A 15,918-nucleotide genomic window follows, 5' to 3' on the forward strand; every position below is an offset into this window, starting at 1 on the left:
TCCAAAGAATGGGTTGGCATTCCCTTCTCTCCTTCCTCTTAAAACCTGTACCCTATTTTAAATTAACAGGCTGTATCGTTGAAATACTTCACCATGAAGCAACTCCCCGTCCTCCCGCCGAGTGCCTACACCCCTGCCGACCTCGCCTTCATCGTGCCGCGGGTGTTGGAATTGACCTACACCGCCTGGGACATGAAGCCCTTCGCGGACGATGTCTGGAACGAAGCCATCCGCCTTGGCGAGACGGAGTGCTTTGAGGCGCTGCGAGCGGTGGTTGGCCCTCACCCCCCAACCCCCTCTCCCAAAGCTTGGGGAGAGCGGGATCAAGGGGGAGAGGGTATCCCCTGCCCACCTTTCCGCTGGGATGAAGACCGCCGCGCTGTGCTCCGCGCCGAGCTGGACGCCTACTACGCCCGGCTCTACGGCCTCACCCGCAAGCAACTGCGCTACATTCTCGACCCTGCCGACCTGACCGAGCGTGAGCTAGAAAACATCCTCGATCCCTGGGAAGAGGTGGAAGATCCTCTCGATCCGGCGGGGTATGCCAGACGTGTGGCTGCCAGCACCTTCCCCGGCGAGACCTTCCGCGTGCTCAAGGAAAAAGAAATGCGGCAATTTGGCGAATACCGCACCCGCCGCTTGGTGCTGGAGGCATGGGAGCGGCTGGCGCACCGCTAAATCTAGGCATAGGATCCGCATAAGACTGCGTTCTTATACACAAGCGGATCCCCATACGCACCAACATGGCTCTGGACGATGAACTCATCGAGTGGGCCCGCCAGGTAACCGGCTTCAAGACCAAGCGCAAGGTGATTCACAAAGCGCTGCGCACCCTAGCTCAACTCCACAAGCAGGCTGGGATCCGCAACTTACGCGGCAAGCAAGTTGAAATGGGAGGGAGATTTGCACGAGCAACACTTGTGTGCCAATGACTATCTCTAGATTGCGCTCTGGATCAAACTCTCATCTTGGTGGCGACTTGACTCCAGCAGAAGTCTCTCCCCCAGAGGGACTGGAGGTGAGGAAAATACTTGCTGCACTTCCAGACTGGGTTTAGGTTGGCTAGGAGGGCCCTGTGGAGTAGCTTTGATGTCCACGATCTTTGATCTCCACGCCGCTGTCCTGGCCGACTATCGCGATTTTGTCCGCTCGTTTTTTCTGGTTGCCGACCCACGGGCGCAAGCCTTTGTAGACCAAGCGCTAGAAGAAGGGATCCACCTCTGGCCAGAGCCGCTTGTCCAGCTCAGCCCCTCTTACAAGGACGGCTCAACCGTTGACGAGTTGGCTGCAGCCGGACGGATTGCCCAAGAAACAGCCCACATCTTCCGCTTTGAGGATGGCAGGCCCTTTCACCTCTACCGCCACCAGGAGGAGGCCATCACCAAGGCCCTAGCCGGAGAAAGTTTCGTGGTAACCAGTGGCACCGGCTCCGGCAAGAGCCTCTGCTACTTCCTGCCCATCCTCGACAACTGGATCCGCCAGAAGGGATCCGAGCACCAGGTGACGGCCCTGGTGGTCTATCCCATGAATGCCCTGGTGAACTCCCAATACCAGTCTTTGCAAGACCTGCGCGAACGCTACGAGCGCCGCTATGGTCGCCCTTTCCCCCTGCGCTTTGCCAAATACACCGGGGAAACTGCCGAAAGCGATCGGGAAGAGCTGCGGCGGAAGCCGCCCCAGATTCTGCTTACCAACTACATGATGGCGGAGCTGCTGTTGGTTCGCCCTGAGGATCAGCGCTTCTTAAGTCCTGGTGGACTGCGCTTTTTGGTCTTTGACGAGCTACACACCTACCGCGGTCGACAGGGGGCGGATGTGGCCATGCTGGTGCGGCGCCTCAAGGAGCGCTGCGCCGCCCCAAACCTTGTCCACATCGGCACCAGCGCCACCATGATCTCCCGGCCAGAAGCCACCGCCCAGGAGCGCCGCCAGATTGTGGCCGACTTTGCCAGCCGCTTCTTTGGCTATCCCTTCAGAGCGGAGCACGTTATCGAGGAAACCTTGGATCCCTTTAGTGAGGGTGACTCTCCTAGTGCAGCGGAGCTAAAAAGCGCCCTCGACTCTCCCCCTCCCGCCGACCTGGCCACCCTGCGCCGCCACCCCCTGACGCGCTGGCTGGAGTACGAACTGGGCCTGGAGCCCACGCCCGATGGCGGCTTCAGGCGCCGTCTGCCCAGGGAGCTTTCTGAGGTCGCCGCCCAACTGGCCAAGCAGGTTGACAGGGATCCCCAGTTCTGCGCTGAGTCTCTGCGCCAGTTCCTCGCCCACGCCAGCAACCTCAAAGACGGCAACAGGGGGGTGGCCTTCAAGTTGCACCAATTTATCTCCCAGGGCCGCACCCTCTACGCCACTCTGGAGAGCCGGGAAAAGCGGCAATTTTCCCTGGAGGGGCAGATGCAGGCCGGTGAGGGCAAGCTCTTTTTCCCTGTCAAGTTCTGCCGCCAGTGCGGGCAGGACTACTACCATGTCCTCAAGTCCGGGGATCGCTTTGTGCCCTATCCCCTCGGGGAAGAGGTGGAGGAAAGCGAAGAGCAGCAAGCTGGCTACCTGAGTCTGGATCCCCTGGAGGGGGAGTGGTCGCAGGAACAGATCCCGGAAGATTGGTACACCCCTGAAGGCCGGCTCAAGCCCCATTGGAGAAGGCGCGTCCCCCAAGCGGTCTGGGTCCGCCCGGACGGCTCCTTTTCCGAGGTGCCCCAGGCAGGAGCCCAGAAGCTGTGGTGGCAGCCCCAGCCCTTTTCTCTCTGCCTAGCTTGCGGCGAGTACTACAGTGGACGGGAGCGGGAGTTTGCCAAGCTGGCTTCCCTTTCTAGCGAAGGCCGCTCCAGCGCCACCACCATTCTGGCCACTTCTCTGCTGCGCCATGCTGCTCAAACGGGGGCAGCCCAGGACAAGCTGCTTACCTTTACCGACAACCGCCAGGATGCCTCCCTGCAGGCCGGCCACTTCAACGACTTTGTCCACGTGGCCCTCTTGCGGGCCTCGCTCTACGCTGCCCTTCTTAAAAAGCAAGAGCTGGGCTTTGCAGAAGTGGCCCCAGAGGTGGTGCAGGCTGCCGGCCTCACCCTTGCCGCCATTGCCCAAAACCCCTTGCTGGATCCCCAGTCGCCGGCTGCCCAAGAGGTCTGGCGGACTTTTACGGAGCTAACCGAATACCGCCTCTACGAGGATCTGCGGCGCGGCTGGCGGGTTACCCACCCCAACCTGGAACAGGTGGGCTTGTTGAAAATTGAATACCGCGGCCTCAAGGAGCTTTGCCAGAGCTCGGCCCTGGCCCCCCTCAATCCCTGGTTTGTCCAGGCCAGCGTCGAGGAGCGGGAACGCCTGCTGCGGGCTCTGCTGGATCAGTTTCGGCGCAAACTGGCCATCGATGTGCCTGTGCTCAGAACCGAGTTCCAGAGAAACTTGCGCCGACGCGCCGAGCAACACCTCAACGAGTTTTGGGGCCTAGAAGAGTACGACGAGCTGCGGACGGCTACCTGCTTTGTCCGCCAAAGCCGCAACGGACAAGACGGGACAACTTTCAGCCTAGGCCCCCGCAGCGCCATCGGACGCTTTCTTGCCAAGCGCCTTGAGCTAACCCGGGAAACCTACGACCAGCTTTTGGGATCCCTGCTTTCTCTTCTAGTCAGCTACGACCTGCTGCGGCGGGAGAATGGCCAGGAAGCCTACCAGCTCAACGCTGGCTGTCTGCGCTGGTGCCTGGGCGATGGCTCGCCGCCGCCTGCGGATCCCTTGTACTCCCGCCGCGCTCAGCAGGAGGGCTACGCTTCCGCCCCTCGCCCCGTCAATCTCTTCTTCCAGCGCCTGTATCGGAGCGGGGCAGCAGGGCTGGGATCCCTGGAGGCCAGAGAGCACACGGCCCAGGTGGTTCGAGCGGGAGAGCGGGAGTGGCGAGAAAAGCGCTTTCGCGGGGAAGACCAAGCTCGCCGCCTTCCCTACTTGGTCTGCTCGCCAACCCTGGAGCTGGGGGTCGATATTGCCGATTTGGATCTGGTGCATCTGCGCAACGTGCCGCCCACTCCGGCCAACTACGCCCAGCGCAGCGGTCGGGCAGGTCGCCAGGGGCAGGCGGGGCTCATCCTCAGCTACTGCGGCGCCTTCAACAGCCACGACCAGTACTACTTCCGCCGCCGCGCCGAGATGGTGGCCGGTCGTGTCCGCCCTCCCCGCCTGGACTTAACCAACGAGGCGCTACTGCGGGCTCACATCCACGCCGTTTGGCTGGCCCAGGTACGCCTGCCCCTGGGTAACTCTATGGAAAGAGTTCTCGATTTGGATCGCGAGGGGCTGCCCCTGCGGGAAGAGGTGGCTGCCCAAATCCAGCTAGGGGAAGCGGCCCGGCAAGAGGTGATGGAGCGGGTGGAGGCGCTCTTGGCCGCCGATCGAGAAGTTCTGGATCAGAGCGGCTGGTTTAGCCGTCGCTGGCTCCAGCAGGTCATCGAAGAGGCGCCCCAGGCTTTTGACCGAGCTTTCGACCGCTGGCGAGAACTCTATCGGGCTGCCACCCAGCAGTTGGAAGCCGCTAACCGCCAGCTCCAGACGACTCGCGAAAAGAAAGACCAGCAGGAAGCCGAGCGCCGCCAGCGGGAAGCCCTGCGCCAGCGGAATCTGCTGCTCCAAATCGACACCCAGCGGGAGGAAAGCGACTTCTACCCCTACCGCTACTTGGCCAGCGAAGGCTTCCTGCCCGGCTACAACTTTCCGGCCTTGCCCGTGCGGGCCTGGGTGCCCCGCGGCGGCGAGGGGGAGTTCATCGCCCGGCCCCGCTTTTTGGCCATCCGCGAGTTTGCTCCCCACAACTTCCTCTACCACGAAGGCTGCCAGTGGGAAGCGGTGGCGTTCCAGGCGCCGCCCGGCGGTCTGGAGGAGCGCAAAAGTAGCCACAAGCTCTGTTTTAGCTGTGGGGCCTTTGCCGATCCCTCCCTCGATCGCTGTCCAGTCTGCGGCACCCCGTTCGATGGGCAAAATAGCCTCTTGACCCAGCTTCTGGAAATGCCCAATGTGCGCATGCGGCGGCGGGATCGCATCACGGCTGACGAAGAGGAGCGGCGGCGACAGGGCTACGAGCTGCAGACCTTCTTCCAGTTTGCTCCCGAAAGCTCTGGCTATCGCGTCCAAGAAGCTGATGTGCTGAGCGGACAAACCCCCCTGCTGCAGTTGCGCTATGCCCCGGCAGCTACCCTGCTGCGCATCAACCACGGCTGGCGGGGAAGTGGAGAGCGGGGTTTCTCGGTCAACTTTGAAAATGGGGAAGTCCCCTCGCGAGCTCAGCTTGAGCGGAGCAGGGCGGGCTTATCCAACCGAGCCTCCTTGCAGTCCATCCGCCTGGCGGTGCGCAGTACCCAAAACCTGCTGCTGGTGTGCCTGGCGCAGCCCGGCTTAGGGGATCCCCAACCTTTAGAAACCAGCCTGCGCTACGCCCTCAAGCGGGGGATCGAAGAGGCCTTTGAGCTAGAAGAGACGGAGCTGGCCGCCGAGTCCATTGGCCAGGGATCCCATCGGGCCCTGCTGTTTTACGAGACGGCAGAAGGGGGAGCCGGCGTCCTGCAGCGGTTGGTGGAGGAGCCAGAGGCCATGGCGGAGGTGGCGCGAGCAGCCCTGGAGATCTGCCACTTCCAGCTCTCAGAAGCCGGGATCCAAGACCTGCGGCCTGAGTGCCGCGCCGCCTGCTACGAGTGCCTGCTCAGCTACGCCAACCAACGGGAGGCACTGGAGCTCGACCGATACAAGATTCGGGATCTTCTGGGCAAGCTGGCCCACAGCCGCACCGAGCTACGTCCCCTGGGCCGCTCCCGCCAAGAGCAGCTGGAGTGGCTGCGCCAGCTCATCGACCCTCGCTCGCACCTGGAGCGCCGCTTTCTGGAGTTGCTGGCCGAAGAAGGCTACCGCCTTCCCGACGACGCCCAGAAGGCCATCCCTGATCCCCGCTGCGTGGTCGACTTCTTCTACGAGCCCAACGTCTGTGTTTTCTGCGATGGCGCAGTGCATGACGAGCCCGACCAGGCTGCCCAGGATCGCCAAGTGCGCTCCCAGCTTTTGGGACAAGGCTACCGGGTAATTGCCCTGCGCTACGACCAAGACCTGCAGGAGCAACTGGCCCGCTACCCAGAGGTGTTTGGCAAAGGCAACTAATCCTGCTGGTGGGAAAACAGGTAGGCACCCACCAGGGCCAGAAGGGTTGCCAACCCCGCCAGCACCGCCACTGTGTACCAGGGGAACTGGGCAGGGGGCTGGTAGGCGGCTGCCCGCATGCCGATGCTGGCGTAGGAAAGGGGCAGGCAATAGACCAGCACCTGTAGGTAGCCTGGCAACTGGCTGGGATCAAAAAAAGTGGCCCCCAGAAAGGACATGGGCGTAATCAAAAAGTTGGTGAGCACGCCCACACTCTCCAAGCTGGGCACCTTTAAGCCGGCGATTACCCCGATGCCGGCAAAGACGGCGCAATCCAAAAGCAGCACCAACAGCGCCAGGGGATGAAGAAGGCCCCAGGCTCCTGTCCCCAGCACCCCCACCGCCAACACTCCCAAGGCCGTGAGCAGGCCGCGAGCAATGCCCGCCAACACCTTGCCCAAATGCAGCGCCAGCGGATGCACCGGCAAGAGCAGCAGCTCTTCAAAGCTCTTGGTAAACAGCCGCGATCCACAAATGGAGAAAGTAGTGCCGGCAAAGCTAATCGTCATAGCCGAAAGAGCCACCATCCCCGGCAAAATAAAACGTAAATAGGAACCTGCCGCCGTCGATCCAGCCACGTCAGCCAGGGCCTCGGCCCGCAGGGATCCGCCCAGCCCCACCCCAAAAGCAACGATGTAGATGAGGGGGGCCACCAGCCCCGAAGCCACCACCTGCCAGACCCGCCCGCGCAGATCCAGCCAGTCGCGCCAGAAGATGGTTAAACTGTCTTCCCAGATTTGCCGATAGGGTAGGGTCAGGGCACGGCTCACCATAGGTTTTCCTCGCTCTTTACGGGTTTGGGGCTTGCCCACTGGGATCCGCAGTGGGAAACGGCTTGCTGTCACTACTAATAGCCGTAGTAGTTGGAGCGCCACCAGGCCACCGGCAGCGCCAGCGCCTTGCTCAGGGTGGACACATAGGCCCGAGTGCGAAACACCTGGTAGTGGTTGCGCTCGATGGCGTTGAGGATCTGCCGGTAGAGCATCAAAGAAGCGGCCACCGGCCAGCGGGAGTCCGGCTGCAGGGTAGGGATCCCTCGTTCCGCTTGGGCATAGAGCTCTCGAGCTCGCCGGATCTCGTAGTCCATCAGGGCCATCCAGCGCTCGTCGATGACATAGTTAAACAAATCCCGCTCTGAGTAGTTGAAGCGGCGCAAGTCCTCCAGAGGCAAATAGATCCGCCCGCGGCGGGCATCTTCCCCCACATCGCGCAAGATGTTGGTCAGTTGCATGGCAATCCCCAGGGCCACCGCCTCCTCGCGGCCATCCCGACCCGGCACAAACCCCATGATCTCCGAGCACATCAGCCCCACCACCCCGGCCACCCGGTAGCAGTAAACCCGCAGGTCTTCCCAGGTGGCGTAGCGCCGGGTGTCCAGATCCATGCTTTGCCCCCGTAACATCTCGCGGAAGGGCTCAATCGAGAGGCGGTAGGTGTGGATGGTGTGGATCAAGGCCAGGTCGGTGGGGGCTTGCGGCTCCCCCCCCTGGAACAAGGACTCCAGATGGGATCCCCACTGCTCCAGCTTGCTGCGGGTGACTTCCACCGCCGTCTGGCTGGCCTCCAGCCCATCCAGCAACTCATCGGTCTGCCGCAGCCAAGCATAGATGGCCCAGATGGCCCGCCGCTTGGGTCGAGGCAAGAGCAGGGATCCCAGATAAAACGTCTTGGCGTGCTTGGCCGTGATCTGGCGGCAGAGGGCAAAAGATTGCTCCAGCGGACTCATCGGGCTCATCTCCAGGGGCGCAGGGCCAGATGGGGACAGCGAGGGCACATCTCAACACTACGGGAAAGCGGACAGGCTGGATAGCCCCGACAGTCAGGTTGCTCCAAATGAGGCGATCAAACCCCTGCGGTTGCCAACCTTGAGAGCGCAGCCGCCGGGGAGGGGATCCCTTTGCTGATGGCCTCGGCTGCCCGCTTGCCGGAGAGGATGGCCCCCTCCATGCTGCCCAGGAAGGGTTGCAGGGTGTAGCTGCCCGCCAAGAAAAAGTTGGGGATGGGGGTGACCTGAGTGGGACGGTATTGCTGCCGGCCCGGTGTGGCCTTATAGACCGAGCGCGGCGTTTTCACCACCACCCATTTGCGCACCCGCGCCGGGTTGGGGCCGGTGAGGTGCTGGGGAAAGAGTTTTTGGAGCTCCTCCAGCGTGGCGGCGAAGATCTCCTCATCGCTGCGGTCGATCCACTCGGCAGCCGGGGCCAGCACCAGCTCCAGCATCGAGCGCTGTGGATCCGCATAGCCGCGGCAGGTATTGCTCATGTCGGCATACACGCTCAAGAGCGGCGAGCGGGAAAACAGGGAGTGGTCAATGTGAGTAATCTTGCGGTCAAACCAAATCTGCAGGCTGATCACCGGCACCCCCTCCAGCTCGCGCAGTTGCTGAAAATAGGGCAGTTCCCACCACCGAGCCGGCAGCAGCTCCTTGAGCGCATCCACCGAAAGGGCTGAGACGTAGGCGTCGGCGGTGACCTGAAGCGGCCCGGCAGGGGTGAGAAAGCGAAAGCCCGCTACACTGCCGTCGGGGTTGAGGTCGATGGCCTGCAGCGCCGCATTCAAATGCACCTGGCCGCCGCGGGCTACGATGGAGTCCACCATCGGCTGGCAAAGCCGCTCCGGCGGGGCGCCATCCAGGTAGGCGATCTTCGAGCCGTCCTTTTGGCGCAAAAAGCGGTTCAGGGCCGTCAGGGGCACCATGGCCGAGATCTCGTCTGGGTTGATGAAGGCCAACGCCTTGGAGACGGCGATAAAAATATCCGTGTTGACCCGCTCGTCAATGCCCTGCCGGCGCAGCCATTCTAAGAGGCTGTAGCGATCCATCTGCTCCACGTAGCGCTGGCCCCGCACCATGGCCGGCACTAGGCCCAGGGCAAATTTCACCTTTTCGCTCCAGGTGAGCATGTCGTTGTTGCGCAGGATGCCGACAATGGCGTTGAAGGGAGCAGGAATGTCCGGCAGGTCAAAGCGGGAGTAGGTGCCCGGCTTGTCCGGCTGGTTGAAGATCAAACTGTGTTCCTTCCACTGCAGGCGATCGGAGATGCCCAGCTCCCGGAACAGTTGCAAGGTGTTGGGGTAGGCGCCGAAAAAGTTGTGCAAACCCGTCTCAATCCAGTCACCATCGGCATCCTTCCAGGCGGCCACCAGCCCCCCCAGCACATCCCGCCGCTCAAACAGCAGCGGCTGATGCCCGGCATCACATAGATACTTGGCACAGGCCAGCCCCGCCAGCCCTCCTCCAGCAATGGCTACACGCATGATGATGACAATGAGCAACATTATTTATTCTATTTGCAAACCGTTACAATCGCTCCAGCCACTGGCGGTGGGGAGAAAACCCGGAGAGCACTTGTTTCCCGCCGGGATCCGATCCCTGGTAGGATACGGGAGAAAAAAGCGATTCTCTTGGTTCCAGGGGGAGGGACGACGATGGCCAAACAAACACTGGGATCCCTGCTGTCATCCGGCTTTGATCTGACTGGCAAGCGTGTGCTGGTGCGCGCCGATTTCAACGTCCCTCTGGATCCCCAGGGCAACATTACCGACGACACCCGCATCCGCGCCTCGCTGCCCACCATCCGAGCTCTGGCCCAGGCGGGGGCCAAGGTTATCCTCACCAGCCACCTGGGCCGCCCCATCAAAAAAGACAAAGAGACTGGCGCCCTCCAGATCACCCGCGAGGGCAATAGCCTCGCCCCTGTGGCTGTCCGCCTTTCCCAGCTCTTGGGCCAGCCGGTGGCCTTTGCCCCCGACTGCATTGGCCCTGAGGCGGAAGCCGTGGTCAGCCGCCTGGAAAACGGACAGGTGGCCCTCTTGGAAAACGTTCGCTTTTACCCGGAAGAGGAAGCCAACGACCCGGAATTTGCCCGCAAGCTGGCCTCGCTGGCCGACTTGTTTGTCAACGATGCCTTTGGCAGCGCCCACCGCGCCCACGCCTCCACCGCCGGCGTCACCGCCTACCTCCAGCCTGCCGTGGCCGGCTACCTGGTGGAAAAGGAGCTGCAGTTTCTCTCCGGCGCCATCGAGAACCCCCAGCGACCTCTGGCGGCCATCATCGGCGGCTCCAAAGTCTCTACTAAGATTGGCGTCATTGAGCGGCTGCTGGAAAAAGTGGACAAGCTCCTGCTGGGCGGCGGCATGATCTTCACCTTCTACCAAGCCCAAGGGATCCCAACCGGCAAGTCTTTGGTGGAAACCGACAAGCTGGAGCTGGCCCGCTCCCTGATGGAGAAGGCCAAAGCGCGGGGCGTGGAGCTACTGCTACCCGTGGATGTGGTGGTGGCCGATAAGTTTGACAAAGACGCCAACGCCCAGACGGTTTCCATCCACCAGATCCCCGATGATTGGATGGGCTTGGACATCGGCCCCGAATCGGTCAAAGCCTTCCAGGCTGCCCTGCAGGGGTGCCAAACCGTAGTCTGGAACGGGCCGATGGGTGTGTTTGAGTTCGACCGCTTTGCTGTGGGTACAGAAGCCATTGCCCGCACCCTGGCCGACCTCACCCAGGCCGGGGCCATCACCATCATTGGCGGCGGCGACTCGGTGGCGGCTGTGGAAAAAGTTGGCCTAGCGGACAAGATGACCCACATCTCCACAGGTGGCGGCGCCAGCCTGGAGCTGCTGGAGGGCAAAGAGCTGCCTGGTATTGCCGCCCTCAGCGAAGCGTAGTGTAGGTTCCTGCTTGGCTCATCCAACCCAAAAGCAGCAAAAAAGTAGGGGCTGAGTTCAGCCCCTCTTTTGCTCTACTCGGCTCAGATGGCCGCAGCAATGGCGAGATCGGATCCGGCTTAGTGCATCACCACTTTAACGTTGGCGTTGTTCAAGCCAGGACGCTTCACCTCGGCCAAGGTCTTGTTGACGGCGTACTTCTGGTTGATGGAGTTGATCAACTCGGTTTGGTTATGCTTCTTGGCCACGCCCCACAGATCGGCGATCAGGTCGTAGGAACCGTCGGGGTTCTTGGACCAGCCCAGATCGTAGTCGCCCTCCAACTGGGCCACAATGTCGGCACGAACACGCTGACCGTTGTAGCCACGCACATCGGCGTTCAGCTTAACGGTGTAGCCGAGGTCGCGCAGGGAGTTAACCAGGATCTGGCCATCGGTGATCTTGGTGCGCAAGGTGCTAAAATGAGACATGGTGTTTCTCTCCTTTGTGTAGGGGTTGGAACATCAACAGAAACAATGGGCAACCTCTAGCAGGGAAGGGTTAGGTTTAGCCATCTCTGCCTCTGCCAAGGCACTTTTGGCCTTTCGCCTCCTGCTAGAACTCCAGCCGCTGGTACTCGGCTACAGAGGCTGCTGCAGGCCGAGCCCGCTGCTGGGCCCATTCCCTCAACGCTACCACTTGCTCCGTCATGGTGCGAGATAGCGGTTGAGTTGCTTTCGTTGCTGCCAAAATGTCCAGTTGCGTAAATTCACGGTTCTGGGCAAACGCTTCGTACATGGCAGCAATCAAAACTTGTTCGATCTCTGCGCCGGAGAAGCCCTCGCAGGCTGCTGCTAGCTGACGCAGATCAAAGCGGCTAATATCCCGCCGCCGCTTCTTCAAGTGGATCCGGAAGATCTCCATGCGCTCGTTAATGTTGGGCAGATCCACGAAGAAAATCTCGTCAAAACGGCCCTTGCGCAGGAATTCACCCGGCAGGCGATCCACGCGGTTGGCCGTGGCCATGACAAACACCGGCGAGCGCTTCTCCTGCATCCAGGTGAGGAAGGAGCCAAAGATGCGGCTGGAGGTGCCGCCGTCGGAGTCACTGGAGCCTGCCGAGCCGGCGAAGGCTTTGTCCAGCTCGTCGATAAAGAGGATGGCCGGTGCCAGCGATTCGGCGGTGCGCAGAGCGCTGCGCAGGTTGGCCTCTGACTTGCCGACCATAGAGCCATCGTAGACCCGGCCCATATCCAGGCGCAGCAGCGGCAGGCCCCAGAGGCGGGCGGTGGTCTTGGCGATCAAGGACTTACCACAGCCAGGTACGCCCAGAATCAGGAGTCCCTTGGGCTGGGGCAAGCCGTAGGCACGGGCCCGCTCGGTGAAGGCCTCAGATCGCTGCAGCAGCCAGCGCTTCAATTCCTCCAGACCGCCAACCGCGTCGATCGTCTCATCTTCTTCGATGAACTCAAGGATGCCGTTGCGCCGGATCAGTTGCTTTTTCTCAGAGAGAACGATATCGACCTCCGCCTCGCTGAGGCGACCGTGCATCACCACCGCCTTACGGTAAACTTTTTCCGCCTCGTCCTGCGTTAGGCCCAGGGCCGCTTTGACCAGCTTTTCCCGCGTCTCAGGGCTCAGGGATCCGCCGCGGGGAAGCTGCTCCAGCTGGCGGTTGAGGGTGCGCTCCAGGGCGGCCATGTCTGGCAGGGGGAAGTCGACTACGCAAATGTCTTTTTCCAGCTCGACGGGAATCACCTGCACCGGCGACATGAGCAAGATGGTTTTGTGGGATCCCTTCAAGCTGGCGATGGCATCGCGTAGCCAGCGTTTGACTTCGGTGTTGTCCAAAAAGTCGTGCAGATCTTTGAAGACGCAGATGGCGGGATCTTTTTGCTCCATCACCCATTGAATAGCCGGCTGGGGAGATTGGGTGTTGTGCTGGGTGAGGCTGCGGGGGTTGCCGTATTCGACAATGCCGTGGGTAACCGTCCAGATAAACAGGCGCCGCTGCGGCTTGAGAGTGCGAGCGATCGCTGCCAAAGCTGCCTCCGCCCGTTCTTCCTCTGGGGTGACCAGGTAGAGCAGTGGGTATTGAGCTTGGATGAGAATGCTGAGCTCTTGCATGGGAAACACCAACTGCGCGGAGGAAAATCTGAACGAAACCGACAGAAAGAAGGGGAAACGGCGTCTAGAGTTTGCCTGTCTTCAAGGTATCTGAGATATCCCGGCTTGCTCCTTGTTAACTCTTGTTCTAAACCCCTCCTGTCTGCTCAAGTTCGCAAAGAGGCATACCTTTGAAATAGCGCAAAGAAACAGCGCAAAAAGCCTTAGCAGGGCACCAGCTCGTCTTGTCGTTGCTCTTCGGAGCCCGAGGCCGCTCCCCAGTATTCCGGCTCCACCTCTTCGAGGATGGCTTCAGAGGCGGACTGCTGGTGAAGCGAAACCACCTCTCCATTACGGATGACAAACGGATGGCTGCACTCAGGACAGCGGTGGACGCGGTAGGCGCTGCCTTGCACCCCTTCGATGACCTCCGGGTGCAGTAGGTAGAAGGTAAGGGCCTTCTCTGCTACTGCCGACATCGGCTCTCGCTCCACGGCAGCCCGAATCTTCAGATTCCGGTGCAGGTCAGGTGAGAGATACAACGTCACCTTTTGCTTGGCCTCTGCGCCTTCCACAACCTCTGGCCGCTGACTCATGGCTAACCGTTTCTCGTTATATGCCGGACTTGCGCCCCATGATAGCTAGTCTGCCGCCTTGACGGCAAGTTTTTAATAATCTGTAACGTTTTCCCGGAAATTGCTCAGGCTTGCGGAGATCCCTTGCTGGCGGAGTAGGCTAAGTAGGAGACTCAGAGCGGAACGAGCAGTCCCCATGGAACGCCTGATCAACACCTTCAGCAAAAATTTCTCCACCTGGAGCCGTCGGTTTCTGGTGCAGGCCGGCGACGGTTTGGCCAGCCTGAAAGACACGGCTCTAGATAACGGCAATCTGCTCCTCTGCAAAGCCCGCATCGCCCTTGCGGATGCCAGCTTCACCACCCTGCGGGCGTTTGGGTCTCGCTTCGGTTCTGGTCGCTAGCTGCCTAAATCTTGCAGCCGGTAGAGGTGGGCGTAGAGCCCGTTGCGGGCCATGAGCTCGGCGTGGGATCCCTGTTCTTTCAGTTCCCCTCGCTGCAGAACTAAGATGCGATCCACATTGCGGATGGTGGAAAGGCGATGGGCAATGATGAGGGCGGTGCGATCCCGCAGCAGAGTTTCCAGGGCGGATTGGATCAGGGCCTCCGTGCCCACATCCAGGCTGGCGGTGGCCTCGTCCAAGACCAAGATTTTCGGATCCCGCCACAGGGCCCGCACAAAGCTAATGAGCTGTTTTTGGCCGCTGGAGAGGTTGCTGCCCCGCTCTCGCACGGGGGTGGCGTAACCCTGGGGCAGCTCACGGATGAGCTCGTGCAGGTGAAGTTGGCGGGCCACCCGCTCTACTGCCGCCAGATCCCCTGCCTCTCCCAGGGTGATGTTTTGTTGGATATCTCCAGAGAACAAGAATCCATCCTGCAGGATCACGCCCAGGTGGCGGTGCAGCTCGGCCTGGGGCAGATCGCGAATGTCCACGCCGTCGATGCGGATGCAGCCGCGAGTTACCTCGTAAAGGCGGCAAAGTAGGCGGATGATGGAGCTTTTACCGGCGCCGGTGGGCCCCACCAGGGCGACCTTTTCGCCGGGGCGGATGGTGAAGCTGAGGTCTTTGAGCACCCACTCGCCGGGGTTGTAGGCAAACCAGACCTGCTCGAACTGCACCTCCCCTTTGGCCGTTGGGGGCAGGTGGCGCGGCTGAACGGGATCCTGGATGGCGACGGGCAGGCTGAGGATGTGGTCGATGCGTTCCACGGCGGTGAACCCCGCCTGCAGGGCGGTGAACTTTTCCGCCAACTGGCGCAGGGGGTTGAAAAAGCGCTGGGAAAAGAGAATGAAGGCGTAGAGGCTGCCGAAGGTGAGGGGTTCTCGGGGTAAAGGCAGGGATCCCCCTCCGGCTGCCAGCACCTGCTGTCCGCCCACCCACAGGAGAGCGGCCACTGCCAGCCAGGCAACCCACTCCAAAACGGCGGAAAGGGCAGCGTCGTAGAGGATGGTCTGATCCACTTCTTGGATGTAGCGCCGGTTGATGGTTTGAAAAATCTCGCTGTTGAGCCGCTCCCGCCGAAACAGTTGCACCACGGCAATCCCCAAGACGTTTTCCTGGATCCAGGCGTTGAGCTTGGAGAGCTCTTCCCGCACGCGGAAGTTGGCATCGCGAAAGCGGCGCTGCAGCTCGACAACTACAGCGCTGGCCGGCAGGACAATGAGGATCAGCAGCAGGCCCAGATCCCAGCGCTGGCTGAGCATCACCACTGCGATCACCGCCAGGGTAAAGAGGTCGCTGACGATGCCGACCGCGCCGGTGGAAAACACATCCCCCAGAGCTTCTACATCGCTGGTGATGCGGGTAATCAACTTGCCCACCGGGGTGCGATCGAAAAATTGGGCCGGCAGGGCCAGCACGTGGGCAAAGAGATCGTTGCGGATGTCGCGGGTCATCAACTGCCCCAGCTTCTGGCTGGTATACCCTTCCAAGGCTTGAAAAAGCCAGCGGGCCAGCAGGGTGAGGATCAACAGGCCCGCGTAGGGCCAGAGGCCGGCGAGGATCCCACTGTTCCCTTGGGCGAGCGCTTGGGCGATGGGGCCGTCCAGGGCTCGCTGCAGGATCAAGGGCTGCACCGCATCGGCTAGGGCCAGGGGCGGCAAAAAGGCCAAGGCGGCCAACAACAGCTTCAGGTGCCGCCGGGCATAGGGCCAGAGCAGCCGCAGCAACCGCCAATCGCTGCGGGGATCCCTGTGGGAATCAGCAGCAGGAGGAAAGGTGGCAAGGCTCACTGACTCACACCCAAAGACGATGAAGGCAACTGATCTACTCTAAGCTCTCTCCCTGAAGAGGGTGGGCCCTCACCCCCGTCCCCTCTCCCAAAGGCTGGGTGTTTTACACATCTGACGCTGCCGGCGATGTACTATGTGTTGATCTGGGTGGTCGCCGGTTCATTAAAAAAATTATGGGGGGGGGGGG

12 protein-coding genes are annotated in these 15,918 nt (G+C 61.3%); 5 read left to right on the top strand and 7 right to left on the bottom strand.

What is annotated here, in order from left to right; translation table 11 throughout:
- Positions 1-93: 93 nt before the first annotated feature.
- The 3 genes from NW845_RS09885 (at position 94) to NW845_RS09895 (ending at position 6,135) form a co-directional block, all read left to right on the top strand.
- Positions 94-678 carry a hypothetical protein gene (locus tag NW845_RS09885; RefSeq protein ID WP_414378360.1) on the top strand — a complete coding sequence of 195 codons (585 nt, stop codon included), beginning with the start codon at positions 94-96 and terminating at the stop codon, positions 676-678.
- 65 nt (positions 679-743) lie between these two features.
- Entirely contained in the window at positions 744-932 is a 189-nt protein-coding gene (locus tag NW845_RS09890; RefSeq protein WP_414378361.1) for a type II toxin-antitoxin system VapB family antitoxin, read from the top strand.
- A 157-nt stretch (positions 933-1,089) separates the two neighbouring features.
- Positions 1,090-6,135, top strand: coding sequence for a DEAD/DEAH box helicase (locus tag NW845_RS09895; RefSeq protein WP_414378362.1), 5,046 nt, complete (start codon positions 1,090-1,092; stop codon positions 6,133-6,135).
- Here NW845_RS09895 and NW845_RS09900 read toward each other — a convergent pair.
- The 3 genes from NW845_RS09900 to pds form a co-directional block, all read right to left on the bottom strand.
- The gene (locus tag NW845_RS09900) at positions 6,132-6,947 is read right to left on the bottom strand and encodes an ABC transporter permease (RefSeq protein WP_414378363.1); all 816 of its coding nucleotides are present in this window, start codon (positions 6,945-6,947) and stop codon (positions 6,132-6,134) included. The genes NW845_RS09895 and NW845_RS09900 overlap by 4 nt on opposite strands.
- Positions 6,948-7,021: 74 nt before the next feature.
- Entirely contained in the window at positions 7,022-7,900 is an 879-nt protein-coding gene (locus NW845_RS09905; RefSeq protein WP_414334895.1) for a phytoene synthase, read from the bottom strand.
- A 116-nt stretch (positions 7,901-8,016) separates the two neighbouring features.
- Complete coding sequence (gene pds / locus NW845_RS09910; RefSeq protein ID WP_414378365.1) at positions 8,017-9,429, bottom strand: 15-cis-phytoene desaturase; 1,413 nt, start codon at positions 9,427-9,429, stop codon at positions 8,017-8,019.
- A gap of 171 nt (positions 9,430-9,600) precedes the next feature.
- Between pds and NW845_RS09915 the strand changes: the two genes are divergently transcribed.
- Positions 9,601-10,839: a phosphoglycerate kinase gene (locus NW845_RS09915; protein ID WP_414371721.1), complete on the top strand. Its 1,239-nt coding sequence runs from the start codon at positions 9,601-9,603 to the stop codon at positions 10,837-10,839.
- 119 nt (positions 10,840-10,958) lie between these two features.
- Here the strand turns inward: NW845_RS09915 and NW845_RS09920 are convergent, their stop codons facing one another.
- From NW845_RS09920 to NW845_RS09930, 3 genes are all read right to left on the bottom strand, one after another.
- Positions 10,959-11,309, bottom strand: coding sequence for a DUF1257 domain-containing protein (locus tag NW845_RS09920; protein WP_011429224.1), 351 nt, complete (start codon positions 11,307-11,309; stop codon positions 10,959-10,961).
- A gap of 124 nt (positions 11,310-11,433) precedes the next feature.
- Positions 11,434-12,945, bottom strand: a complete 1,512-nt coding sequence (locus NW845_RS09925; RefSeq protein WP_414366568.1) for an AAA family ATPase — start codon at positions 12,943-12,945, stop codon at positions 11,434-11,436.
- Between the two features lie 203 nt (positions 12,946-13,148).
- Positions 13,149-13,520: a hypothetical protein gene (locus NW845_RS09930; RefSeq protein WP_414366567.1), complete on the bottom strand. Its 372-nt coding sequence runs from the start codon at positions 13,518-13,520 to the stop codon at positions 13,149-13,151.
- A 175-nt stretch (positions 13,521-13,695) separates the two neighbouring features.
- Between NW845_RS09930 and NW845_RS09935 the strand changes: the two genes are divergently transcribed.
- A complete protein-coding gene (locus tag NW845_RS09935) occupies positions 13,696-13,902 on the top strand; it encodes a hypothetical protein (RefSeq protein ID WP_414366566.1) in 207 nt (68 codons plus the stop codon).
- Here NW845_RS09935 and NW845_RS09940 read toward each other — a convergent pair.
- Entirely contained in the window at positions 13,899-15,731 is a 1,833-nt protein-coding gene (locus tag NW845_RS09940) for an ABC transporter ATP-binding protein (protein ID WP_414366565.1), read from the bottom strand. The genes NW845_RS09935 and NW845_RS09940 overlap by 4 nt on opposite strands.
- Between the last annotated feature and the right edge of the window lie 187 nt (positions 15,732-15,918).

Source organism: Synechococcus sp. H60.2 (genome assembly GCF_047462315.1).
GTDB lineage: Bacteria > Cyanobacteriota > Cyanobacteriia > Thermostichales > Thermostichaceae > Thermostichus.